General features: G+C 70.7%; 21 protein-coding genes. 14 read left to right on the top strand and 7 right to left on the bottom strand.

What is annotated here, in order from left to right; genetic code table 11:
- Positions 1–14 precede the first annotated feature (14 nt).
- From ACRRSS_RS28880 to ACRRSS_RS28870, 3 genes are read right to left on the bottom strand one after another with little or no spacing between them, the layout of a single operon-like run.
- The gene (locus tag ACRRSS_RS28880) at positions 15–800 is read right to left on the bottom strand and encodes an AIM24 family protein (RefSeq protein WP_435973989.1); all 786 of its coding nucleotides are present in this window, start codon (positions 798–800) and stop codon (positions 15–17) included.
- Positions 797–1,447, bottom strand: coding sequence for an AIM24 family protein (locus ACRRSS_RS28875; RefSeq protein WP_435973988.1), 651 nt, complete (start codon positions 1,445–1,447; stop codon positions 797–799). The genes ACRRSS_RS28880 and ACRRSS_RS28875 overlap by 4 nt, the downstream gene beginning before the upstream one ends.
- A complete protein-coding gene (locus ACRRSS_RS28870; protein WP_435973987.1) occupies positions 1,447–2,085 on the bottom strand; it encodes an AIM24 family protein in 639 nt (212 codons plus the stop codon). The genes ACRRSS_RS28875 and ACRRSS_RS28870 overlap by 1 nt, the downstream gene beginning before the upstream one ends.
- Before the next feature lie 107 nt (positions 2,086–2,192).
- On the opposite strand from ACRRSS_RS28870, the gene ACRRSS_RS28865 reads away from it, so the two are divergent.
- The 5 genes from ACRRSS_RS28865 to ACRRSS_RS28845 all read left to right on the top strand — a co-directional run bounded on the left by ACRRSS_RS28865 (position 2,193) and on the right by ACRRSS_RS28845 (position 5,823).
- Entirely contained in the window at positions 2,193–2,537 is a 345-nt protein-coding gene (locus tag ACRRSS_RS28865) for a DUF3817 domain-containing protein (RefSeq protein ID WP_435973986.1), read from the top strand.
- Positions 2,534–2,827 carry an MTH1187 family thiamine-binding protein gene (locus ACRRSS_RS28860; protein WP_382868101.1) on the top strand — a complete coding sequence of 98 codons (294 nt, stop codon included), beginning with the start codon at positions 2,534–2,536 and terminating at the stop codon, positions 2,825–2,827. Before ACRRSS_RS28865 ends, ACRRSS_RS28860 begins: the two co-directional genes overlap by 4 nt.
- A gap of 249 nt (positions 2,828–3,076) precedes the next feature.
- Positions 3,077–3,586, top strand: coding sequence for a MarR family winged helix-turn-helix transcriptional regulator (locus ACRRSS_RS28855; RefSeq protein WP_435973985.1), 510 nt, complete (start codon positions 3,077–3,079; stop codon positions 3,584–3,586).
- A 131-nt stretch (positions 3,587–3,717) separates the two neighbouring features.
- Positions 3,718–4,050, top strand: coding sequence for a DUF3817 domain-containing protein (locus tag ACRRSS_RS28850; RefSeq protein ID WP_435973984.1), 333 nt, complete (start codon positions 3,718–3,720; stop codon positions 4,048–4,050).
- A gap of 72 nt (positions 4,051–4,122) precedes the next feature.
- A complete protein-coding gene (locus ACRRSS_RS28845) occupies positions 4,123–5,823 on the top strand; it encodes an acyl-CoA mutase large subunit family protein (protein WP_351895697.1) in 1,701 nt (566 codons plus the stop codon).
- Positions 5,824–5,911: 88 nt separating this feature from the next.
- On the opposite strand, the gene ACRRSS_RS28840 is transcribed toward ACRRSS_RS28845, so the two are convergent.
- Positions 5,912–6,544, bottom strand: a complete 633-nt coding sequence (locus ACRRSS_RS28840; RefSeq protein WP_435973983.1) for a TetR/AcrR family transcriptional regulator — start codon at positions 6,542–6,544, stop codon at positions 5,912–5,914.
- 329 nt (positions 6,545–6,873) lie between these two features.
- On the opposite strand from ACRRSS_RS28840, the gene ACRRSS_RS28835 reads away from it, so the two are divergent.
- The 7 genes from ACRRSS_RS28835 to ACRRSS_RS28805 all read left to right on the top strand — a co-directional run bounded on the left by ACRRSS_RS28835 (position 6,874) and on the right by ACRRSS_RS28805 (position 16,454).
- The gene (locus ACRRSS_RS28835; RefSeq protein WP_435973982.1) at positions 6,874–7,851 is read left to right on the top strand and encodes a tetratricopeptide repeat protein; all 978 of its coding nucleotides are present in this window, start codon (positions 6,874–6,876) and stop codon (positions 7,849–7,851) included.
- Between the two features lie 592 nt (positions 7,852–8,443).
- On the top strand, positions 8,444–9,127 hold the full coding sequence (locus ACRRSS_RS28830) for a DUF6230 family protein (RefSeq protein WP_435973981.1): 684 nt from the start codon (positions 8,444–8,446) through the stop codon (positions 9,125–9,127).
- 104 nt (positions 9,128–9,231) lie between these two features.
- Positions 9,232–9,780 (top strand): DUF6114 domain-containing protein, encoded by a 549-nt coding sequence (locus tag ACRRSS_RS28825; RefSeq protein WP_435973980.1) that lies wholly within the window; start codon positions 9,232–9,234, stop codon positions 9,778–9,780.
- On the top strand, positions 9,770–11,077 hold the full coding sequence (locus ACRRSS_RS28820) for a hypothetical protein (RefSeq protein WP_435973979.1): 1,308 nt from the start codon (positions 9,770–9,772) through the stop codon (positions 11,075–11,077). The genes ACRRSS_RS28825 and ACRRSS_RS28820 overlap by 11 nt, the downstream gene beginning before the upstream one ends.
- Positions 11,078–11,311: 234 nt before the next feature.
- Entirely contained in the window at positions 11,312–12,208 is an 897-nt protein-coding gene (locus ACRRSS_RS28815; RefSeq protein WP_435973978.1) for an FG-GAP repeat domain-containing protein, read from the top strand.
- Between the two features lie 108 nt (positions 12,209–12,316).
- Positions 12,317–16,111, top strand: a complete 3,795-nt coding sequence (locus ACRRSS_RS28810) for a hypothetical protein (RefSeq protein WP_435973977.1) — start codon at positions 12,317–12,319, stop codon at positions 16,109–16,111.
- Complete coding sequence (locus ACRRSS_RS28805) at positions 16,104–16,454, top strand: hypothetical protein (protein WP_435973976.1); 351 nt, start codon at positions 16,104–16,106, stop codon at positions 16,452–16,454. The genes ACRRSS_RS28810 and ACRRSS_RS28805 overlap by 8 nt, the downstream gene beginning before the upstream one ends.
- 66 nt (positions 16,455–16,520) lie before the next feature.
- Here ACRRSS_RS28805 and pyk read toward each other — a convergent pair whose 3' ends face one another.
- The 3 genes from pyk to pta all read right to left on the bottom strand — a co-directional run bounded on the left by pyk (position 16,521) and on the right by pta (position 21,377).
- Positions 16,521–17,951, bottom strand: a complete 1,431-nt coding sequence (gene pyk, locus ACRRSS_RS28800) for a pyruvate kinase (RefSeq protein WP_435973975.1) — start codon at positions 17,949–17,951, stop codon at positions 16,521–16,523.
- A gap of 82 nt (positions 17,952–18,033) precedes the next feature.
- Entirely contained in the window at positions 18,034–19,287 is a 1,254-nt protein-coding gene (locus tag ACRRSS_RS28795; RefSeq protein ID WP_435973974.1) for an acetate kinase, read from the bottom strand.
- Positions 19,284–21,377 (bottom strand): phosphate acetyltransferase, encoded by a 2,094-nt coding sequence (gene pta / locus ACRRSS_RS28790; RefSeq protein WP_435973973.1) that lies wholly within the window; start codon positions 21,375–21,377, stop codon positions 19,284–19,286. Before pta ends, ACRRSS_RS28795 begins: the two co-directional genes overlap by 4 nt.
- A gap of 332 nt (positions 21,378–21,709) precedes the next feature.
- Between pta and ACRRSS_RS28785 the strand changes: the two genes are divergently transcribed.
- Together ACRRSS_RS28785 and ACRRSS_RS28780 are read left to right on the top strand one after the other, a co-directional pair.
- Positions 21,710–22,735 carry an ATP-dependent 6-phosphofructokinase gene (locus tag ACRRSS_RS28785; protein WP_435973972.1) on the top strand — a complete coding sequence of 342 codons (1,026 nt, stop codon included), beginning with the start codon at positions 21,710–21,712 and terminating at the stop codon, positions 22,733–22,735.
- Between the two features lie 304 nt (positions 22,736–23,039).
- Positions 23,040–24,119: a helix-turn-helix domain-containing protein gene (locus ACRRSS_RS28780; protein ID WP_435973971.1), complete on the top strand. Its 1,080-nt coding sequence runs from the start codon at positions 23,040–23,042 to the stop codon at positions 24,117–24,119.
- Positions 24,120–24,122: the final 3 nt, after the last annotated feature.

Below are 24,122 nucleotides of genomic sequence, written 5' to 3'. Positions count from 1 at the left end.
CCGCAGACTACCGCTCACAGACCGAAGCGCCGCTGAAGGTCCCCGAGCTGGCCGGGAAGGCGCGGTACCGAGCCCGGCACGCCCTGGCCGGAACCAGGCGCCCCGTGGCCGCCCGGCACACCCGCCTGCGCCGGAGGCGCACCGATCGCGCGGTCCGCCATCAGCAGCTCCGTCGACTGGAGCAGTACCGTACCCGCCCCCACGAACTCGAACTGGTGCTCCTCGCCCGAGGTGCCGCCCATGCCCGTCAGCGCCCGGACGCCGCCCATCACGCCCGTCATGTAGCCGTGGTCGTAATGGTGACAGGGGGACGGGCAGTCCGCCCAGCCGACCAGCGCCTGCGGGTCCACCCGCATCGGCGGCTCCATGAAGACCACCGGGCCGTTCGACGCCGCCACGAACTTGCCCGTGCCGATCAGTGTCACGAAGCCCGGCACGATCGACTGCTTCAGCGCCAGCGTCGGCTGGTAGGCGAGGAGGTTCCCGGAACGGATCGTCAGGTTGCCCTGGTCCAGGTCGAACGAGTTCACGTCGAAGGCCCGGTCCGCGAGCAGCATCTTGCCGCTGCCCTCCGCCACCACCCAGTCGCTCGCGTGCAGCGGCGAGTGGAAGGACGTCCGGACCAGCCGGTCGAGCCGCCCGTGCCCGATCCCGTTGAACTCGATCCGCCCGTAGTAGGCGATCATCTTGCCCTTCTGCAGGAACCACTGGGAGCCCTTGAGCTCCACGCAGAAGGTGTACGGGTTCACGTTGTCTTCCGACGGAAGCGTCGACGGATCGTGGATCACCGGGGTGCTCACAGCTTCTCCTCCGAGGCCTGGACGTACACCGCGCCGCTGCCGCTCAGCTCCAGCTGGAAGCCCTCGCCCGAGCCGCGCCCCACCATGTCGCGCCAGCCCAGCGCGGTGGAGAGCTTGTTCCGTACGTCGCCGTGGTGGGCCACGTACGCCTGCGGGTCGACGTGGACCGGCCGGCCGGGGGTGATCGGCAGCTCGATGACCCCGCCGTGCGCCATGACGGCCACCGCGCCGTGACCCTTCAGGGTGGTGGTGAAGAGGCCCTGGCCGGTCACCTGGCCGCGGACCATGCCCATGACCCCGCCCTGCGAGCCCATGAACATCGTGCCCTGCTCCAGGGTGCCGTCGAAGGCGAGCAGCCGGTCGGCCTCCACGCACAGGGTGTCGCCCGACAGGCCGATCACCTGGATGTGGTGGCCGCCGTGCCCGAACATCACCGTGCCGTTGCCCTCGACGGTCATCAGCGGGGTCGCCTCGCCGGCCACCCGGCGGCCGATCATCGACATCACGCCGCCCTGACCGCCGGCCATGTTCGGCGTGAAAGTGACGTCACCGCGGTACGCGAGCATCGCGCCCCGCTGGCTGAACATCCGCTGCCCGGGGACGACGGTCGCCTCGACCATCTTCGAGTTGATCTCGCGGAACGGCATCAGACGTCGCCCCCGATCGTGTTCCGCTCGCTCGGCTGGACGTACACGAGGCCGTCTCCCTCGAAGCGGATCTGGAAGGCCTCGCCGCCGCCCTCGCCCATGAGGGTGCGGAAGGTCACACCCGACTGGAAGTGCTGCTGGAGGTTGCCCTGGTGGGCGATGTACGCGCCGGGGTCGACCTGGAGCGGGTACTGAGGGGTCACCCGCAGCACGACCGCCGGGCCGTCGGACATGATCGCGGCCTGGCCGGTGCCCTCGACGGTCGTGGTGAAGAGGCCGTTGCCGGTGGCCCCGCCGCGCATGCCCGTGAAGGTGGTGCCGGTGCGCAGCCCCGCGTCGGTGCAGAGCAGATTGCTCGCCTCCACCCACAGCTTGTCGCCGTGCAGGGAGACGAGGTTGATCTCGGAGGCCCGGTCGGCGAACCAGCAGGTCCCCTGGCCGCGTACCTCCATCACCTCCATCTGCTCACCCGTGAGCCGGCGGGCGACCATGCCGCGCAGGCCCTCACCACCGCCACTCATCTTCTTGAACGCCATCTGGCCGTCGTAGGCGACCATCGAGCCGTTCTTCGCCTTGACGGCGTCGCCGGCCATGGAGACGGCGAGCACCTTGCTGCCCTGGAGTCGGAACGTTGCCACCCGCTGAAGGTACTGGGGACCCGGATAAAGAGACAGCAAAGTCGGCGTGCACAATGGACGGGCCCTTGTGCATCCGTTCACAAGATCGAACGAAGGTGACCCCCTCCGTGGACCTCAAGACCGCTTCCTCCCTCCACCGGCTCCGGCTCGTCTCCGCGCCGGAAGCCGTCTCGTTCCTGCTCCTGCTGGTCTGCTCGGTGCTCAAGCGGACGACGGAGTTCAACGCGGTGCCGGTCATGGGCGCGATCCACGGCGTGCTGTTCGTCCTCTACGTCCTCTTCTGGCTCGACGCCTGGAACCGCACCAAGTGGAGCTTCGGGACCGCCGCCCTCTACTTCCTGCTCTCGGTGCTGCCGCTGGGCGGCTTCTACGCCGAGCGGAAGCTGAAGGGCGAGGCCGAGGACGCGGTCATCGCCTCCCGCGCCCGCGCCGAGAGCGCGGTGAAGGCGTGATCGTCGCGTTCTCGGTGACCCCGCTGGGGGTGGGGGAGGAGGTCGGCGAGTACGTCGCCGACGCCGTCCGGGTCGTCCGCGAGTCCGGGCTCCCGAACCGCACCGACGCCATGTTCACCTCGATCGAGGGCGAGTGGGACGAGGTCATGGACGTCGTCAAGCGCGCCGTGGCCGCCGTGGAGGCGCGCGCCCCGCGCGTCTCGGTGGTCATGAAGGCCGACATCCGTCCGGGTGTCACGGACGGGCTGACCTCGAAGGTCGACACGGTCGAACGGCACCTCGGCGCCTGACGGCCCCGACCTCGGCCCAGGCCCCGGCTCCGCTTCGGAGCCGGGGCCTTCGTGTCCGCGCGGCATGCCGGTCGGCACCGTCGCGGGCGAGCTGTTCGCCGGCTCCGCGCCGAGCGCGGCCACCCGTCCGCGGATCGTGTACCCGTTGCCGTCGGCCGGCTTCCCGCCCTTCCCCCGGTCGCGGAGGTGCGGGCGACCGAAAGGCGAGACGGGGCTGACCGGCATATGACCAGTCGGTAAGGTCGACGCGTGCCGAAGCCGCTCAGTCTCCCCTTCGACCCCATCGCCCGCGCCGACGAACTGTGGCAGAAGCGCTGGGGCCCGGTCCCCTCGATGGCCGCGATCACCTCGATCATGCGCGCCCACCAGATCCTCCTCGCGGAGGTCGACGCCGTCGTCAAGCCGTACGGACTGACCTTCGCGCGGTACGAGGCCCTGGTGCTGCTCACCTTCTCGAAGGCGGGCGAGCTGCCGATGTCCAAGATCGGCGAGCGGCTGATGGTGCACCCCACCTCGGTGACGAACACGGTGGACCGGCTGGTGAGGTCCGGCCTCGTCGACAAGCGCCCCAACCCGAACGACGGCCGCGGCACCCTCGCGTCCATCACGGAGAAGGGCCGCGAGGTGGTGGAGGCCGCGACCCGCGACCTGATGGAGATGGAGTTCGGGCTCGGCGCGTACGACGCGGAGGAGTGCGCCGAGATCTTCGCGATGCTCCGCCCGCTGCGGGTCGCGGCCGAGGATTTCGACGAGGCGTAGCCCCCGCCCCGGGTCGGCCCGCTGCTCCCCGCCGACGCGGGGGGTGGTCCGACCGCGCGGGTGCGCGGTACGAGCAGCATCACATGCTCCCCGCGTGAGCGGGGGTTTTCCGGCCGGTTACGCTCGTAGCCATGAAATCCAGCGTGCTGACCCGCTACCGCGTCATGGCGTACGTGACCGCCGTCATGCTCCTGATCCTCTGCGCGTGCATGGTCGCCAAGTACGGTTTCGACACCGGCGAGAGCCTGACCTTCGCGGTCTCCCAGACCCACGGCGTCCTCTACATCATCTACCTGGTCTTCGCCTTCGACCTGGGCTCCAAGGCGCGGTGGCCGTTCGGCAAGCTCCTGTGGGTGCTGGTGTCGGGGACCATTCCGTTCGCCGCTTTCTTCGTCGAGCGCAAGATCGTCGCCGAGACGCTTCCGCTGGTCAGCGGCGCGCGGCCGGAGCCGGTCAAGGCCTGACCCCCCACCTCCGCACACATGTGCGGAGGTTCGCCATCGACATTTACTAGGACGTCCTAGTAAATTCGAAGCATGGACGCTGACGCCATCGAGGAAGGCCGCCGTCGCTGGCAGGCCCGTTACGACAAGGCCCGCAAGCGGGACGCGGACTTCACCACGCTCTCCGGCGACGCCGTCGAGCCCGTCTACGGGCCCCGGCCCGGCGACACCTACGAGGGGTTCGAGCGCATCGGCTGGCCGGGCGAGTACCCCTACACCCGGGGACTCCACCCGACCGGCTACCGGGGCCGGACCTGGACCATCCGCCAGTTCGCCGGCTTCGGCAACGCCGAGCAGACCAACGAGCGGTACAAGATGATCCTGGCCGCCGGCGGCGGCGGCCTCTCCGTCGCCTTCGACATGCCCACCCTCATGGGCCGCGACTCCGACGACCCCCGCTCCCTCGGCGAGGTCGGCCACTGCGGTGTCGCCATCGACTCCGCCGCCGACATGGAGGTCCTCTTCAAGGACATCCCGCTCGGCGACGTCACCACCTCGATGACGATCTCCGGCCCGGCCGTGCCCGTCTTCTGCATGTACCTGGTCGCCGCCGAGCGCCAGGGCATCGACCCCGCCGTGCTCAACGGCACGCTCCAGACGGACATCTTCAAGGAGTACATCGCGCAGAAGGAGTGGCTCTTCGAGCCCGAGCCCCATCTGCGTCTCATCGGCGACCTGATGGAGCACTGCGCGCAGGGCATCCCCGCGTACAAGCCGCTCTCCGTCTCCGGCTACCACATCCGCGAGGCCGGGGCGACGGCCGCGCAGGAGCTCGCCTACACCCTCGCCGACGGCTTCGGCTACGTCGAACTCGGCCTCAGCCGCGGCATGGACGTGGACGTCTTCGCCCCCGGCCTCTCCTTCTTCTTCGACGCGCACCTCGACTTCTTCGAGGAGATCGCCAAGTTCCGCGCCGCCCGCCGGATCTGGGCGCGCTGGATGAAGGAGGTGTACGGCGCCAAGACCGACAAGGCCCAGTGGCTCCGCTTCCACACCCAGACCGCCGGTGTCTCCCTCACCGCCCAGCAGCCCTACAACAACGTCGTCCGCACCGCGGTCGAGGCCCTCTCCGCCGTCCTCGGCGGGACCAACTCCCTCCACACCAACGCCCTCGACGAGACCCTCGCGCTCCCCAGCGAGCAGGCCGCCGAGATCGCGCTCCGCACCCAGCAGGTGCTGATGGAGGAGACCGGCGTCGCCAACGTCGCCGACCCCCTCGGCGGCTCCTGGTACGTCGAGCAGCTCACCGACCGCATCGAGGCGGACGCCGAGAAGATCTTCGACCAGATCAAGGAGCGCGGCCGCCGCGCCCACCCCGACGGCAAGCACCCGATCGGGCCGATCACCTCCGGCATCCTGCGCGGGATCGAGGACGGCTGGTTCACCGGCGAGATCGCCGAGTCCGCCTTCCAGTACCAGCGCTCCCTGGAGAAGGGCGACAAGCGGGTCGTCGGCGTCAACGTCCACCACGGTTCCGTCACCGGCGACCTGGAGATCCTCCGGGTCAGCCACGAGGTCGAGTGGGAGCAGGTCCGCGTCCTCGGCGAGCGCAAGGAGCGCCGCGACGACGCCAAGGTCCGCGCCTCCATCGACGCGATGCTCGCCGCCGCCCGGGACGGCTCGAACATGATCGTCCCGATGCTGGAGGCCGTACGCGCCGAGGCCACCCTCGGCGAGATCTGCGACGCGCTGCGCGACGAGTGGGGCGTCTACACGGAGCCCCCGGGCTTCTGAGCCCTCGCACGAGGCAGGGGCGGTACGGGAGTTCCCGTACCGCCCCTGTCGTGTTCCGCCCTCGTGTCCCGCCGAGTGGCTCCGCGCCCTATCCCGCGACCGCCGCCGCCGCGCCCAGGCCGCCCACCAGGAGCGCCGAGAGGCGGGCCACCCACGGCTCGTCCACCGGCTCCGCGCTGACCAGGGCCCGGTGCACGACCGCGCCCGCGATCACGTCGAAGATCAGGTCGTCGGTGGCGTCCACCGCGACCGGGTCGCGGTCCGCCGGGAGTTCGCCGCGCAGCTGCGCCCGCATCCTGCCCTCCAGGACGAGCCGCTTCTGCCGGTCGACGATCGAGGCGCGTATCCGCTCCCGAAGGGGTTCGTCGCGCGTCGACTCGGCCACCACCGCCATCAGGGCCGTCTTGGTCTCGGGCCGTTCGAGGAGGGCCGCGAACTGCAGGACGACATGTTCGATGTCGGCCTGCAGGGAACCCAGGTCGGGCAGTTCGAGTTCGTCGAAGAGAACGGCGACGGCGTCCACCACGAGCTCGCTCCTGTTGGCCCAGCGGCGGTACAGGGTCGTCTTCGCGACCCCGGCCCGGCCGGCGACGTCCCCCATCGTGAGCTTGGACCAGCCCAGCTCGACCAGGGCCTCGCGGGTCGCCTCCAGGATGGCCGTGTCGGCCTCGGTGGAGCGGGGGCGACCGGTACGGCTGCGGGGGTTGGTGCGGCTACACATGAACGTCGACCATACCCGCCGGTAGGTACGGCGCCAGGGGCCCGGCGTGTGAGGCAGTTCACCGTACGGATCGGGCCCGCGCACTCCCCCCGGCTCCGCCCGGACAGTTACGCTACGACCTGTAGCGAAAGGCATTGAGCGGCCTGAGCGACAACCGCAGTGCCGGGTGGGGACCCGGTGTACGACCACACGTCGGGTGGGGATCCGGCGTGAACCGAAGACGAAGAACCGTGTCGCCCCCACGTCTCGCACACCGGCGGGAGGCCTGGGGACGGCACGGTTCAGCCATGACTTACCGGTTACGCGCGCGGAAGGGGGAGGATGTACCCATGCAGCCCCGAAACATGTCCATGAGCGGCGTCGTCGACCTCGCCGCGGTGAAGGCGGCCGGAGAGGCCAAGGCGAAGGCGGAGCAGACGCGCGCCGAAGTCGCCCGGCAGGGTGGCCCCGCCGCCGTGCCCCCGTCCGCCCTGGTGATCGACGTCGACGAGGCGGGCTTCGAGCGCGATGTGCTCCAGCGCTCCGCCGAGGTCCCGGTCGTCCTCGACTTCTGGGCCGAGTGGTGTGAGCCGTGCAAGCAGCTCGGCCCCCTCCTGGAGCGGCTCGCCGTCGAGTACAACGGCCGCTTCCTGCTCGCGAAGATCGACGTCGACGCCAACCAGATGCTGATGCAGCAGTTCGGCATCCAGGGAATTCCGGCCGTTTTCGCGGTGGTCGCCGGTCAGGCGCTGCCGCTCTTCCAGGGTGCCGTGCCCGAGGCCCAGATCCGCGAGACCCTCGACCAGCTGATCCAGGTCGGCGAGGAGCGCTTCGGCCTCACCGGTATCGCCGTCGACGCGGACGCCGACGGCTCCGGGGGCGGTGCCGACCGGACCGCGCGCCCCGCGGGCCCGTACGACGCGCTCCTCGAAGCGGCCATGTCCGCGCTCGACGCGGGTGACCTGGCCGGCGCCGTCCAGGCGTACAAGAACGTGCTCGCCGACGACCCGGCCCACCCGGAGGCCAAGCTCGGTCTGGCCCAGGCCGAACTCCTCGCCCGGGTGCAGGACCTGGACCCGGCCGCCGTCCGCAAGGCCGCCGCCGACGGCCCGGCCGACGTTGCGGCGCAGATGGCCGCCGCCGACCTCGATCTGGCGGGCGGTCATGTACAGGACGCCTTCGGGCGCCTCGTGGAGACCGTGCGCCGCACGGCGGGCGAGGACCGGGACGCCGCGCGGCTGCGGCTCCTGGAGCTCTTCGAGGTGATCGGCGCCGACGACCCGCGGGTCACGGCGGCCCGCCAGGCCCTGGCCCGGGTGCTTTTCTGATCTTCCAGAAGGGCGCCGGATCGCCTGGCGATTTGGCATCGGGATGACAAAAGGCGGCCGCGCTTTACCAAAACTTGGTAATCGCGGCCGCTGTTACTTGCAGTAAATCGAACCTGCGGTTCTGTCCGCATTCTTCCGGCGATCTGCCGATATCGAACCCCATGCGAAGGCACCCAGCGTGCCCGTTCGATCCCGTCCCGCCATGGTGCGGTTATCCACCCGTTACTAGCCAGTAACGAACCCCCTTGTGCGGGCGACCGGAATGGACCACGATCGGCGACGCCCGGTCCGAACCGCACCACCCCGGCAACCACCCGGGAAAGCGGCGAGGGTCCCCACCGGGCGGACCGGTGTTCCGGCACCGGTCGTGGACAGGGGGGTTCCCGCTCTCACCGAACGGGGCCTGTCCAATCAGGCCGCGTTCAATGGCGCGGCCCATGGTTGTCGCTCGGGGGTGATCGCCGGTGAATCGGACGCGCATCGCGCCGCCGTACGCCTCGGCGCTCTCCTTCCCGAGGACGTAGCTCTTCTCCCATCCCAGGACGGGCCCCTGGCCCTTCCGGAGATGTACGTCCGAGAAGGAGGAATTCTCATGAAGTCCCAGGTTCGTGGCGGGACCAGATGGAAGCGGTTCGCCGTCGTCATGGTCCCGAGTGTGGCCGCGACGGCCGCGATCGGTGTCGGCCTGGCCCAGGGCGCGCTCGCCGCGTCCTTCGCCATCTCCGGCCAGGAGTTCAAGGTCACGGCCGACAGCCTCGTGGGCGATGACTTCGTCCAGTACGGCAGCGTGGACGAAGGCCATGACCTCAAGGGCAAGCCCTTCGCCGCCCCGGTGGCGGTGTCCGGCTTCTCCGAGGCCCGGATCACCAACATGTGCCAGTCGGTCGTGACGCCGGTTCCGGGTCTCGGTGACATCACCCTGCGCCTGTCGGCCGGCACCGACGCCGTCAAGTCCGGCAAGGACGCGGACAAGGTCTACGCGAAGGGCATCTACCTCGATGTCTCGTCGCTGAAGGCCGATGCCGAGTTCGAGAACATCGACATCGGTGTCGCGGCCGGCGACCTCAACAAGTTCGACGGCAAGGAGGTCCCGGGCAAGCCGGGCATCCAGCCGAAGACGCAGGCGAACCCCTTCGGCTTCTCGCAGCGCGCCGAGACGGCCAAGCTCACCAACGTCAGGCAGAAGGCGTGGGCGACCACCGCCGGCACCTTCAAGCTCCCCGACCTGGACCTGTCCCTGAGCCGGGGCACGTCCGCGGAGTGCTACAAGGACTGATCCGGTCCGGAGCGGTGCGGGCCGTGCGTACGGCCCGCACCCCTCCGGCTGTCGGCCCCTTCTTCACCTTTTCTCAGCAACACCGCTTCCAGGGAGCTGTTTCCATGAGCGCCGAGATCCCCGCCTCCCGCGAAGTCCCCCAGGAGAACCGGTTCAAGATCTGGCGACAGACCCGGCCGTTCTGGGCGGGACTGCTCACCATCTTCGGCGGCGTACCGATCGCCTACCTCCCGTACGGGGACATGCGGCTCGGCAATGTCACGCTCGCCATGCAGACGACCGCCGGAGCCGGCGCGCTGATCATCGGCGTCCTGCTCATCACGCTCGGACTGACGATGTGGTTCCAGCCCGTCGTCCGGGTGTTCGCGGGCGTCGCGACGATCGTCCTGGCGCTCGTCTCCATCCCGGTGTCGAACTTCGGTGGCCTGGTCATCGGATTCCTGCTCTCCCTCGTCGGAGGCGGCATGTCCGCCGCATGGGCCCCCGCGCCCCCGGTCGAGGAGACCACCGACGCGGAGCACGACGAGCAGCACGAGGCAGGCGCCGAGACCGAGGTCACGACGGCGGCCGGCGTCCCGGAGCAGCGCGTCCCGGAGCACCACGCGACCGAAACCACGATCGACGCCAACGGCGGGAGGAACAGTGCGGGGTGACGAGACTCAGTCGGCGCTCGCGAAGGGTGGCCCGCGGCACGCGGCCCCGCGCAAGTCGCTGCTGAACAGGATCCAGGGCCCCGCGGGCAAGGCGATGGCGCTGGCCGCCATGCCGACCGCGGTGTTCGTGGGCATGGGCCTCACGCCGAAGATCGCCCTCGCCGACGACAAGGACATCCCCTTCGCGCCCGGCCCGTGCGTGACCCGCTCCGACGAGCCGGTGACCGAGGAGCCGACGAAGCCCGCCGAGACCGCGAAGCCGACCCCGTCGGCGACCGCGACCCCCTCGGCGACGGCCACGCCGACCGCCACCGCCACCCCGACCGCCACCGGGACGCCGACGCCGACCGCGACGGAGACCCAGCAGGCGACCACGCAGCAGACGCAGGAGCGGGCGAAGGCCACCGCCGGCGCGCCGACCGCGACGCCGACGCCGACGGCCACACCCACGCCGACGAAGTCGAAGAACCCGCTGGACCCGCTGGGCGTGGGCGACGCGCTGAAGGACCTGTTCGACGGCCCGGACCCGAAGCCGACGCCCACGACGGCGACGCCCACAACGGCGGCCCCGACCACGCAGGCCCCGGCCAAGCCGGCGACCGCCGACGACCCGACCACCGCGCCGAAGCCGACGACCACTGCGCCGAAGCCGGCCGCCGACGTGAAGCCCGACCCGGCCGCCGAGAAGACGAAGGCCGTGATCGAGAAGGCCGCGGAGGAGGCGGGCGTCAAGGTCGAGGAACTGCCGGAGAGTGCCAAGGGGCTCGATCCCAAGAAGGACGAGTCCATACCCGAGGGCGCCAAGCCCCGCTTCCCGTGCCCCGAGCGCGACGACGCGGCGCTCGCGGCGGCCGAACTGGAGCCCGGCATCCCGCTGCTCCCGGACGCGCCGTGGCGGCTGGAGAGCACCAAGCTCACGCTGAGCGGCCTCAAGTACCACGGCATCGTCGAGGTGAAGACCTACGGTGGCAAGATCAAGAAGGTTCTCAAGTTCACCGCGACCACGGTGAAGATCAAGGACCTGCACCAGCTGACGGAACACTCCGAAGGGCTCACCGGCCACGTCCGCTCCGACAAGGGCAAGGAGTCGACCATCACCGAGGGCACGGTGACGATGTACACGGAGGAGCTGAAGGGCAACCTGATCGGCCTCATCCCGATCACCTTCAGCGCCGAGTCCCCGCCCCCGCTGAACCTGCCGGAGATCTTCTTCACCAACGTGAAGCTCAAGCAGGCCGGTCAGTTCGGCGGCACCCTCAGGGTCCCGGGCCTGCGCAACACGATCGAACCCAACTGATCCCGTACCTCGGGGACTCGTACATCTTCTGTGGGCCGCATCCACGTCTTCGGATGCGGCCCACAGAAGTGCGGTCGGGGGAGCCTGAAACAATCTTCACAAAATCAAACTGGTGTTCTAGTTTGGCGGTGTCGAGGCCCACCGCCTCGGTGCTCGGGCGCCGGGGGGTCGCCGTCGCGCGATGAGCCTCCTTGCGTCCGATGCAGGCAAACCCTGTGAGGACCGACCACATTCATGCATCACCAGACCGATCGCCCGCTCGTCAGAGCGGTGATCTCCGTAGCAGCCCTCGGCGGGCTGCTGGCCGCCCTGCTCACAGCTGCGAAACCGTCACTCCCATGGACGGACCGTGCGGACAAGGCCGCCGCAGCGCAGGTCCAGGCTGTTCCCGGACCCGTGATGTTCCCCCTCTTCGGCCGCAAGTCAGGCCGCCTCTACGACTACGAGCCCAAGGGCTCGGGGGGCTTCCAGCCCATGGTCGACATGGGAGGCGGCTGGGCCGAGGCGGACGCCATCGTGCAGGCCAACGTCTCCGAGGGCGGCAAGGGCAACGACCTCTACCACCGTCTCGACGGCACGCTCTTCTACACCGCCGAACGCGGCAACGACACCAAGGTCGTCGGCGGCGGTTGGCAGATATACGACCGGCTGGTCTCCGTCAGCAACATGGGTGGGACGGCCGAACCGGACCTCGTCGCACGGCACACGGACGGCACGCTCTGGCTCTACGCGGGCAAGCCCGACGGCCTGCTCCAGCCCCGTATAAGAATCGGCAGCGGCGGCTGGGGCGCCATGACCGCACTCGCCGGCCGCGGCGACTACACCGGCGACGGCAAGACCGACCTCATCGCCCGGCACTCGGACGGCACGCTCTACCTCTACCCCGGCACCGGCAACTTCGTGGAGGACGGGGTCCTCGGGGCGCGTATCACCGTGAGCACCGGCTGGAACATCCACAAGCTGATCGTCTCCGCGGGCGACAACAACGGCGACGGCAGGACCGACCTGATCGCCGCGGACACGGCCGGCCTGCTCTGGCTCTTCAAAGGCACCGGAAACCCTGGCGCTCCCTTCGCTCCCCGCGTGCAGATCGGCACCGGCGGCTGGGCCGCCTTCGACCACCTCTTCTGAGGCGCGCCCTCTTCCCTTCCGCCACTTCCGTACGAGAACGGTTGATCCACCATGCGTATGTACGCGCCTCCGGGCGGCCGCCGAGCCTCCCGCAGATGGACGCGGCTGTTGAGCGCCACCGCTCTGACCACCGCGCTCGCTGTAGCTCTCACGAGCAATCAACTGCCCCGGATGACGGAGCCCATGGCCCCCGTCGCCGCCCTGACCGACGATCCGGGGAACACGCCATTCGACTTCGACGCCGCCGAAAGGGTGCGCGCCGACCAGTGTCGGCTCAACCTGACGCTCCGCAGGGGCGGCCAGGCGCTGAAGGCCGTGTCGCGGAGCGGTCTGAACGGCACCGACGCCGAGCTGCGCGCCGCAGCCGAAAGCGAAGGGTGGTGGGACGGCAACACCCCTCTCGCCATCGCCTGGGACAAGGACAACGCGTGGAACAACGCCAAGGGCAGTGAACTGGGAGCCCGGGACGAGGTCTGGGAACAGTCCTTGTACATCCCGCCGCAGACCACTCCGCCCGGCTACACGGTGACTGGGTTCGCATGGGTCGATAACGAGGACAACCCCTTCTACACCACCGGAGTTTCAGCCGGGCTAGGTGCCCTGTACTTCGGCACCGAGTCCGACATCTACCTCACGGACCAGACGCCGGTCGCGAGTAAGGAGTCGGTGGACGCGGTCAACGCGATCGCCGCGGCCCGCTACTCCGAGGACCGCTCCGAGGACCGCGCAGCGCTGAACGCGCTGAAGTGGGACATGACCTTCATGCACCCGATGTACGCGGACGACGCGCGCATCTTCCTCCAGCACGGCGGCTTCCCGACGACCGCGCCGGAGCCGGGCACCATGGGGTTCCGCGTCGACGTCGAGGCGCTCAAGGCGCGGTTCGCCTCCTGTACGACGCACAACCCGCTGGACCCGTACGACGTGCTGGACGCCGAGGTCGTCCGGGCCTCCGTCGAGTGGCAGGACGAGCTGGCTGGGCAGAAGCCCCAGCGGGCCGTGATCATGGATGCCGAGGCGAAGGCCTCCCGGCACCTGGGAGTGGCCTCCCAGGCGATGGCCGAGGCGCTGGCCCAGTCCCTCATCGCGAGCCGGCTCACCGACTGGCAGGCCCACTGGATCAGGCAATCCCCGAGCTCGACGATGTTCTACCCGACGACCGCCGAGTTCGCGGAGGTCAAGACGAACATCGCCCGCGCCCGGGAGCGGGCCCAGGGCCGGGTCTTCGTTGCCGGACGCGCTGCGCTCGCCGCGCAGGAGGAGGCGGCACGGGCGGACGAGGCCAAGATCGAGGCGTACGCCCTCGCCGACGCCGCCGGCCTGCCGCGCGGCCGCGGCCTGATGTACGGGCAGCAGGCCGTACAGGTCGCCAAGGCGTCCGCCGCCGCCGCGCAGGCGGCCTTCAAGGCGACCGAGACGGCGGCGAACGCCACTCGCGCGTCCGCGGCGGACAGCAAGACGCTGATGGCGCTCGCCGAGACGCAGGCGCACGCCTCGAAGGCCGAGTTCCGCCGCAAGGCCGCCGAGGAGGCCGAGGCCCAGGCCAAGGCCGCCGCAGATGGAGCGGCATACCAGGCCAAGTTGGCAGCGGACAACGCCACGAAGGCGAAGGCCGCGCAAACGAAGGCGGAAGCCGCAGAGGCGTCGGCCAAGACGGCTGCCGCTGATGCCAAGGCAAAGAGAGAGAAGGCCGAGGCCGAGCGCGGCATCGCCGCCGCCGAGCGGCGGCGTGCGGACTCGGAGCGCGCGAAGGCCGCTGCTGCCGAGGTGCGGGCGGTAGAAGAACGCCAGGCGGCCGCAGACTCCCTCGCGGCCGCTCAGACGGCCGCAACGACGGCTGGCACCAAGAGCGACGAGGCTGTTCAGGCCTCTGTCCGCGCTTTGGAGGCACGTGACGCCGCACTTTTCGCCGAGCAGCAGAAGAAGGCCGCTGAGTCGCGGGCGCAGGCTCTGGAAGCGGCAGCCGCGGCAGCCGCGGGTACTGCCGCAGCCGCGGAGACGCGCCAGGCCGCGACGGAGGCACGCGCTGCTGCCAACGCGGCCACTACGCATGCCTCCTCCGCGCGTTCCGCGGCCAACGAGGCGACGACCGCTTCGGTCAATGCCAGGGCCGCCGCCACGAAGTCCGAAGGAGCCGCAGCCCGGGCGCAGGCCGCCGCAGACGGCGCTGCCGCCGCGGCGGCGTCGACCGGCGCGGCGGTGAAGAGGGCCCATGCTGCGGCCGCCGAGGCGATCGACGCCGCTGAGGCAGCCGCGCGGAACGTCAAAGCCGCGGAGGCACTGGCGAAGGAGGCGGCGAGCAAGGCGGTGAAGGCGCGTCAGGAGGCCGCTTCCGCCCAGGACGAAGCCGTGCTCGCCCAGGCGTCCGCGATTCGTGCTGCAGGATTCGCCTACGCCACCGCTCAGGCGGCCCTTGCGGCACGAGACTCCGCGACGCAGGTCATCAAGCCAGCCAACGACGCGATCGAACTCGGGTCGCCCTATAAGGATACCGACTCTTCTGCTGGTCTGGCGGTACTCGTCGGACAGTCGTCCAAGTCCTTGGCCGAGCAACAGGCGGCTCTGGCCCAGGCCAAGGCCGCCCAAGCCAAGCTCGCGGCTGCCCAGGCGGCCAGGATCGCGGCCGCGGCGAGCGCCGACGCCAAGGCGGCGGCGGAAGCGGCGGCTCGCGCGGCGGACTGGGCATCGAAGGCGGCCGCGTCGTTGGAGCAGGCACGCGCTTCCGCCGCCGAGGCGAAGGTGGCCTCGGAGGCGGCCAAGAAGGCGGAGACGAATACGGTCGAGTATGACCGACAGGCCAACGAGGACGCGCTCTACGCACAGGTCGCGGCCGGGGAAGCCGCAGCCGAGGCGGCCGCCGCTGACGCCTCCGCCACCGAGGCGGAGAAGGACGCCGCCGGCGCCCGGAGCGCCGCCGACGCGGCCGAGGCCGATGCTTCGACAGCACAGGGCGTCGCCGCTGGGGCCGAGGCGGACGCCGTTACTGCCGAGACAGCCGCGAGCAATGCTGAGACCTATGCCACCGACGCCGATCAGGCTGCGGATCGTGCGGAGGAGGAACAGCGCCAGCGTGACGCTGCTGCAAGGGCAGCCAGGCTGAACGCCGGGACGGTGGATACAGGACCTGACCTGGGTGGGGACGAGGAGGCGCTCCTACTGGCCGCATGCGGGCAGGTCTGCGTCGACGAGTTCCGGGCTGCCAAAGCCCTGGCTGGTCAGGACGTTCTGGACTGGGTCGTCGCAAACGGCGGCCAGGTTCTCCTCGATCTCGTCGGCTGGACCGACGCCAAGGCATGCTTTGTCGAAGGCGACATCGAAGGCTGCCTGTGGACGCTGGTCAACGGCGTGAGCTTCGTCGCCCTCGTCGGCAAGATCCCCGCTCTCGCTGGCGCGATCGTCAAGGTCGGCGGTGGGATCGCCAAGTTCCTGGACAAGTCCGTTACCGCCAAGCAGACACTGGAGCGGCTCCGGAAGGTCATCGAGCAGACCAAGACGGCGGGTGCCGGAGGATCGTGTCTGCTCAGTCTCGCCGGTGACCTGATGGGGGTCTTCGCCACGCGTGCGGGGGCCATGACCATGAGCGCCGCGGCGGGCACCAAGCCCTCGGTCTGCATGCGCTCGGCCATCGGGGACGACAAGGGTCTGGTGACGGCCGCAGAGGAAGCCACCCGCAACGAGAGGCTTCAGGTCGACTTTGACAACATGTTCGCGGAACTCGCGAAGGGCAATATGCCGGGCATGGAGTTCAAGAGCCTGACTGGCACGGGAATCATCTACTTCCGTACGAAGAAGGGCGCCCGACTTTTCGTCAAGAAGGCTGAGGATGGTTGGCTGATCGTGGCCAAGGCCGACAAGGGTAACGAGGACAGAGTTATCAAGCGACTGAAGAAGATCTATGGGTGAGCCGCTGCATCTCGTGAGGACGCCGCACTTCGACGCGGTGTTCATGCTGGGCGCCGAGGACGACGAGGCGACCGTCGACAACGTCGACGTGATCGTCACGCTCCGGGACGGGACGCGGTACAGCGCCACGTTCCTCACGCTCGGGGCGATCCAGCGGTGGATGGACAGTGAGCCCGAGGAGTACGAGCGTCTCCAGTTCCAGTGCCCCGACCTGGTGATCACCCGGGACGCGGGAGTGCCTGCCATGGTGCGCATCCTCGAGATGGCCTACGAGCGCGGCGACATGCGGTTCCTGTTGGCCAGGCTGGAGTCGTCGGTCCTCGACGAGGAGGACGACGACTGACCTGAACAGGCTGTGGGCCGCGCCCCCTTCCGGGGCGCGGCCCACAGCCGCGTGTCGGGCGGGACGTCAGCCGCGTTCGGTGCCACCCAGGTGGTGGACGCGGACCATGTTCGTCGTGCCGGGGACGCCGGGGGGCGAGCCGGCGGTGATGATCATGGTGTCGCCCTCGTTGTGGCGCTGGAGCTTCAGGAGCTCGGCGTCCACGAGGTCGACCATCGCGTCCGTGTTGTCCACGTGCGGGACGACGAAGGACTCGACGCCCCAGCTCAGGGTGAGCTGGTTGCGGGTGTTCTCGTCCGTCGTGAAGGCGAGGATCGGCTGCTGGACGCGGTAGCGGGAGAGGCGGCGGGCCGTGTCGCCGGACTGGGTGAAGGCGACGAGCGCCTTGCCGCCCAGGAAGTCGGCGATCTCGCAGGCCGCGCGGGCGACGGAGCCGCCCTGGGTGCGCGGCTTCTTGCCCGGGACCAGGGGCTGGAGGCCCTTGGAGAGCAGTTCCTCCTCGGCCGCGGTGACGATCTTCGACATCGTCTTCACGGTCTCGATCGGGTAGGCGCCGACCGAGGACTCGGCCGACAGCATGACCGCGTCCGCGCCGTCCAGGATGGCGTTGGCGACGTCGCTCGCCTCGGCGCGGGTCGGACGGGAGTTGGTGATCATCGACTCCATCATCTGGGTCGCGACGATGACCGGCTTGGCGTTGCGGCGGCACATCTCCACCAGGCGCTTCTGCACCAGCGGGACCCGCTCCAGCGGGTACTCGACGGCGAGGTCGCCACGGGCCACCATGACCGCGTCGAAGGCCGCGACGACGGCCTCCATGTTCTCGACGGCCTGCGGCTTCTCCACCTTGGCGATGACGGGGACCCGGCGGCCCTCCTCGTCCATCACCTTGTGGACGTCCTTGACGTCGTCGGCGTCGCGGACGAAGGAGAGGGCGACCATGTCGCAGCCCATGCGGAGCGCGAAGCGGAGGTCGTCGACGTCCTTCTCCGAGAGGGCGGGGACGTTGACGGCCGCGCCGGGCAGGTTGATGCCCTTGTGGTCGGAGATGACACCGCCCTCGACGACGATGGTCTTGACCCGGGGGCCCTCGACCTCGACGACCCGCAGTTCGACGTTGCCGTCGTTGATCAGGACCTGGTCGCCCTTGGAGACGTCTCCGGGCAGGCCCTTGTAGGTGGTGCCGCAGATGGACTTGTCGCCGGGGACGTCCTCGGTGGTGATGGTGAACTCGTCACCGCGCACCAGCTCGACGGGGCCCTCGGCGAAGGTCTCGAGGCGGATCTTGGGACCCTGGAGGTCGGCGAGGACGCCGACGGCACGCCCGGTGTCCGCGGAGACCTGCCGGACGCGGTCGTACCGCTCCTGGTGCTCTGCCTGGGATCCGTGGCTGAAGTTGAATCGGGCCACGTTCATGCCGGCCTCGATGAGAGCCTTCAGCTGCTCATACGAGTCGACGGCGGGGCCCAGCGTGCAGACGATTTTGGAACGGCGCATGAGGCGGATCCTATCGGTTTGTTTCACTGCGGAATATTCCGACTGGCGGAAAGTACATATGGGCGAGGGGGCGCTCAAGCGTTCACTCGTTCGAGCCCTCGGTGCTCGAAACGAGCGCGTAGCTCTGGCGCGCGATCTCCAGCTCCTCGTCCGTCGGCACCACGGCGACCGCCACCCGCGCGTACTCCGGCGAGATCAGCCTGGCCTCGTCCGAACGTACGGAGTTGAGGTCCGCGTCCACCGCGAGACCCAGCTCCTCCAGGCCCGCGATCGCAGCCTCCCGCACCGGGGCCGCGTTCTCCCCGACCCCCGCCGTGAACGCCACCGCGTCCACCCGGCCGAGCACCGCGTAGTACGCGCCGATGTACTTCTTCAGGCGGTGGATGTAGATGTCGAAGGCGAGCGCCGCCCGCGCGTCGCCCTCGTCGATCCGGCGGCGGATCTCCCGCATGTCGTTGTCGCCGCAGAGCCCGACCAGGCCGGACCTCTTGTTGAGCAGTTCGTCGATCTCGTCCGCCGACATGCCCGCCACCCGCTTCAGGTGGAAGGTGACCGCCGGGTCGATGTCGCCCGAGCGGGTGCCCATGACGAGACCCTCCAGCGGCGTCAGGCCCATCGAGGTGTCCACGCACCGGCCGCCCCGCACCGCCGAGGCGGAGGCCCCGTTCCCCAGGTGCAGCACGATCACGTTCACCTCCGACGGCTCCCGGCCGAGCAGTCTCGCCGTCTCCCGCGAGACGTACGCGTGCGAGGTGCCGTGGAAGCCGTACCGCCGGATCCGGTGCGCGTCGGCGGTCTCCACGTCGATCGCGTACCGCGCCGCCGACTCCGGCATCGTCGTGTGGAAGGCGGTGTCGAAGACCGCGACCTGCGGCAGGTCGGGGCGGAGCGCCATCGCCGTACGGATGCCCGTGAGGTTCGCCGGGTTGTGCAGCGGCGCCACCGGCACGAGCCGCTCGATCTCCGCGAGCACCTCGTCGTCGATCACCGTCGGCTCGGTGAACCGCAGCCCGCCGTGCACCACCCGGTGCCCGATCGCGGCCAGTTCGGGGGAGTCCAGGCCGAGCCCGTCCGCCGCCAGCTCCTCCGCGACCGCCTTCAGAGCGGCCGCGTGGTCGGCGATGGGGCCGCTCTTCTCGCGCTTCTCCCCGCCGCCGCCCTGGAGCGGGGTGTGCACGAGCCGCGACGTCTCCTCGCCGATGCGCTCCACCAGGCCCTGGGCGAGCCGGCTGTCGTCACGCATGTCGAGCAGCTGGTACTTCACCGACGACGAGCCGGAGTTCAGCACCAGGACCCGGGAGGGGGCGGTGGAGACGGTGGGGGAGGGGGTGGTCATGCGGAGAGCTCCTGACCCTGGGCGGGGACCTGGGACTGGATCGCCGTGATGGCGACCGTGTTGACGATGTCGCTGACGAGCGCGCCGCGCGAGAGGTCGTTCACGGGCTTGCGCAGACCCTGGAGCACCGGGCCGACGGCCACGGCGCCGGCCGAACGCTGCACGGCCTTGTAGGTGTTGTTGCCGGTGTTGAGGTCCGGGAAGATCAGGACGGTCGCCTGCCCCGCCACCTCCGAGTCCGGCAGCTTCGTCGCCGCGACCGAGGGCTCGACGGCCGCGTCGTACTGGATGGGCCCCTCGATCCGCAGCTCCGGGTGCGCCTCGCGGACCAGCTTGGTCGCCTCCCGGACCTTGTCGACGTCGGCGCCGGAGCCCGAGGTGCCGGTGGAGTACGACAGCATCGCGATCCGCGGGTCGACGCCGAACCGGGCCGCGGTGGCCGCCGACTGGGCGGCGATGTCCGCGAGCTGCTCGGCGTTCGGGTCCGGGTTGACCGCGCAGTCGCCGTACACGAGGACCTTGTCGGCGAGGCACATGAAGAAGACCGAGGAGACGATCGAGGCGTCCGGCTTGGTCTTGATGATCTCGAAGGCGGGGCGGATGGTCGCGGCCGTGGAGTGCACGGAGCCGGAGACCATGCCGTCGGCCAGACCCTCCTGGACCATCAGGGTGCCGAAGTAGTTGACGTCCGAGACGACGTCGTACGCGAGCTCGACCGTGACGCCCTTGTGGGCGCGCAGCGCCGCGTACTTCTCGGCGAAGGAGTCCCGCAGCTCCGAGGTCTGCGGGTCGATCAGCTGCGTGTCCCCCAGGTCCACGCTCAGGTCGGCGGCCTTCTTGCGGATGACCTCGACGTCGCCGAGCAGGGTCAGGTCGCAGACGTCGCGGCGGATCAGCACGTCGGCGGCGCGGAGCACCCGCTCCTCGGTGCCCTCGGGGAGCACCACCCGGCGCCGGTCGGCGCGCGCCTGCTCGATGAGCTCGTGCTCGAACATCATCGGGGTGACCCGGCCGCTGCGGGCCACCGAGACCCGCTTGAGCAGGTCGGTGGTGTCCACGTGCCGCTCGAAGAGGCCGAGGGCGGTCTCCGCCTTGCGCGGGGTGGCGGCGTTCAGCTTGCCTTCGAGGGAGAAGAGTTCGGTCGCGGTCGGGAAGCTGTTGCCGGGTACGGAGACGACCGGGGTGCCGGGCGCGAGCTTGGCCGCCAGGGTCAGGATCGCGTCGCTGGGCCGCTCGTCGAGGGTGAGCAGCACGCCGGCGATGGGCGGGGTGCCGGCCGAGTGCGCGGCGAGCGCGCCGACCACCAGGTCGGCCCGGTCCCCGGGGGTCACGACGAGGCAGCCCGGGGTCAGCGCGTTGAGGAAGTTCGGCAGCATCGCCCCGCCGAAGACGAAGTCCAGGGCGTCGCGCGCGAGCCCGGCGTCGTCGCCGAGGATGACGGAGGCGCCGAGCGCGTGGGTGATCTGGGCGACGGTGGGCGCGGCGAGCGCCGGCTCGTCCGGCAGGACGTAGCAGGGCACGGGCAGCCGGGCGGTGAGCCGCTCGGCGATCGCCTCCCGGTCCTCGCCCGCCACCCGGTTGACGACCATCGCGAGCACGTCGCAGCCGAGTCCGTCGTACGCCCGGAAGGCGTTGCGGGCCTCGGCCCGTACGGACTCCGCCGGCTGGCCCTTGCCGCCGACGACGGGGATGACGGAGGCGCCGAACTCGTTGGCGAGCCGGGCGTTGAGCGCCAGCTCGTCGGGGAGCTGGGTGGCGGCGAAGTCGGTGCCCAGGACGAGGACGACCTCGTAGTCGCGGGCGACGGCGTGGAAGCGGTCGACCAGGCGCGAGACCAGCTCGTCGGTGCCCTGCTCGGCCTGGAGCGCCGAGGCCTCGTGGTAGTCCATGCCGTAGACCGTCGAGGCGTCCTGCGAGAGCCGGTAGCGGGCGCGCAGCAGGTCGAAGAGCCGGTCGGGACCGTCGTGCACCAGCGGCCGGAACACTCCCACCCGGTCCACCTGTCGGGTGAGGAGCTCCATGACTCCCAACTCGACGACCTGGCGGCCGTCACCGCGGTCGATCCCGGTCACGTACACGCTGCGCGTCACGCCGTGGTCTCCTGTCCAGTGCTGCGGAAAGGGGCTCGCGGAGCACCGGGGGAGCGTGGCCTCGCGGCACGCTCGCGGTCCCCGCGCGGCCGACACGCTCGTCAACCGACTGTGCTCAGAAAGCCCCGGTAGGGCGGCATTACCCCCTTGACAATACCCCCGCTGATGGTTACGACGCCCGCCGGACGAAGGGACCGGAACCCCGGGACGTAAGGCCTCCGGCAAGGCCCCGGGAGGGACGCGCGGAACGGCCGCGAGCGCGCCGCTCCGGCCGAGCGTGTGAGAATTGCGGTGCTCACCACGGAACGCGACCGAGCAGGAGACACAGCACGATGCGTATCGGAGTTCTCACCGCAGGCGGCGACTGCCCCGGCCTGAACGCAGTGATCCGGTCGGTCGTGCACCGGGCGCTCACCGGGCACGACGACGAGGTCATCGGCTTCGAGGACGGCTTCAAGGGCCTCCTCGACGGCCACTACCGGCCCCTCGACCTCAACGCGGTCAGCGGCATCCTGGCCCGCGGCGGCACCATCCTCGGCTCCGCGCGGCTGGAGCGGAACCGGCTGCGCGAGGCCGCCGAGTCCGCCACCGACCTGGCCCGCGAGTACGGCATCGACGTCCTCATCCCGATCGGCGGCGAAGGCACCCTGACCGCCGCCCGGATGCTCTCCGACGCCGGCATGCCCGTCGTCGGCGTCCCGAAGACGATCGACAACGACATCTCCTCCACGGACCGCACCTTCGGCTTCGACACCGCCGTCGGCGTCGCCACCGAGGCCATGGACCGGCTCAAGACCACCGCCGAGTCCCACCAGCGGGTGATGGTCGTCGAGGTGATGGGCCGCCACGCCGGCTGGATCGCCCTGGAGTCCGGCATGGCGGGCGGCGCGCACGGCATCTGCCTCCCCGAGCGGCCCTTCCAGATCGACGACCTCGTGAAGATGGTCGAGGAGCGTTTCGCCCGCGGCAAGAAGTTCGCCGTCATCTGCGTCGCCGAGGGCGCCCACCCGGCCGAGGGCTCGATGGAGTACGCGAAGGGCGAGATCGACCAGTTCGGTCACGAGCGGTTCCAGGGCATCGGCAACCAGCTCGCCGTCGAACTGGAGCAGCGCCTCGGCAAGGAGGCCCGCCCGGTCATCCTCGGCCACGTCCAGCGCGGCGGCACGCCGACCGCGTACGACCGGGTGCTCGCCACCCGCTTCGGCTGGCACGCGGTCGAGGCGGCGCACCGCGGCGACTTCGGCCGGATGACGGCGCTGCGCGGCACGGACATCGAGATGGTGCCGCTCGCCGAGGCCGTCACCCAGCTCAAGACCGTCCCCGCGGACCGCATCCGCGAGGCCGAGTCGGTCTTCTAGCGGCCGCCGCCGACGGCCCGAGGGCTTTCGGCCCCGCGGTCGGGACCTCCGTGCCGACCTGTCCCGGATCCTGTCCCGACCTGTCCCGGATCCCCGTACCGGACGCGTCCCGGATCCCGTCCGGACCGCGCGCACCCGAGTGGCCCCGATCGTCCCCTGCGGACGGTCGGGGCCACTTCGCCGCGCCCGGCGTCACCCCCGTGAATGCCGGGTTTCCACTCTTGAGCCGGAGCGCGGGATCAACAAGGCTGGGGCTTGTCCCGGACATGTCCCGACCCTGTCCGGGAGAAGGGATGAGGCGCGGATGACACCGGGGCGGCACACCCCTGACCCGCGGGAGGCACACACCCCCGCCGAGTTCCTCGCGCTGCTCCAGGAACTCAAGGAACGCTCGGGCCTCACCTACCGCGAGCTGTCGGCCCGGGCGGAGGCGGCCGGGGACGTCCTGCCCCGGTCCACGGTGGCGAACATGCTGACCCGCGCGACCCTGCCCCGGGAGGAGCTCCTGACCGCCTTCGTCCGCGCCTGCGGGGTCGCCGACCCGGCCGAGCTGGAGGCGTGGCGGACGGCACGGCGGAGGCTCGCGGGCCGGACGTGGCAGACGCCGCAGGGGGAACCGGACGGCGCGGAGGGGTGGGGGGACGCCGGGGGGCGGGGCGATGCCGGGGGTGGGCGCGCGGCTGCGGGGCCGGGTGACGTCTGGCCCCGGGCCGGCGACGTCCCGGACGGCCGGGACGCCGGCCCGGGCGGTCCCTCCGGGGCCCGGCCGGGGGCACCGTCCCGCATACGCCGTGCCCTCGTCGCCTCCGTCGCGGTGGCCGGGCTCGTCCTCGCCGGGGTCAGCGTCGTCGCCTTCCTCCGGGACGGCCGCACCGGACCCGCCGGGCAGCCTCCCCGTACCGCGCCGGCCGTTCCCACCGCCCCGGCCGCCGGCGACGTACGCATACGGGTCGCCGGCACGGACTTCTGCCTCGCGGAGCGGCGCGGCACCCGCAGCGGGCAGGTCCACCAGGTGCCGTGCGCCGACGCCGGCGTCCCGCTCTACTCCCTGGCCGCGCTGGGCCGTGGCCGGTGGAGGATCGTCTCCGACCACCCCGACTTCGGCCCCGGCTGCTCCGGCCTACCCTCCGGCGGCCGCGTACCCGGCTCCGCGTACGAGGACTCCGAGTGCGGCGACCCGAGCCGCGTCGAGGCCTTCGCCCTGGAGCCGTACGGCACACCCGTCCGGGGCCACCGGATCGTCCCGGTCGGCGCCGCGACGCCCGGCGGCTGCGTCACCGTCGTCGGCGACCGCGCCGCCGCCTGGGCACGGCTCGCCCAGGCACCCTGCGCGCCGGACGCGGCCGGCCAGCTCTTCGTCTTCGAGCGGCGCGGCCAGGGGTGACGT

It is taken from the genome of Streptomyces sp. Qhu_M48 (genome assembly GCF_051305195.1).
Lineage (GTDB): Bacteria > Actinomycetota > Actinomycetes > Streptomycetales > Streptomycetaceae > Streptomyces.
The sequence above is the reverse complement of the archived record's forward strand: the minus strand, read 5'-3'. Positions and strand labels throughout refer to the sequence as shown.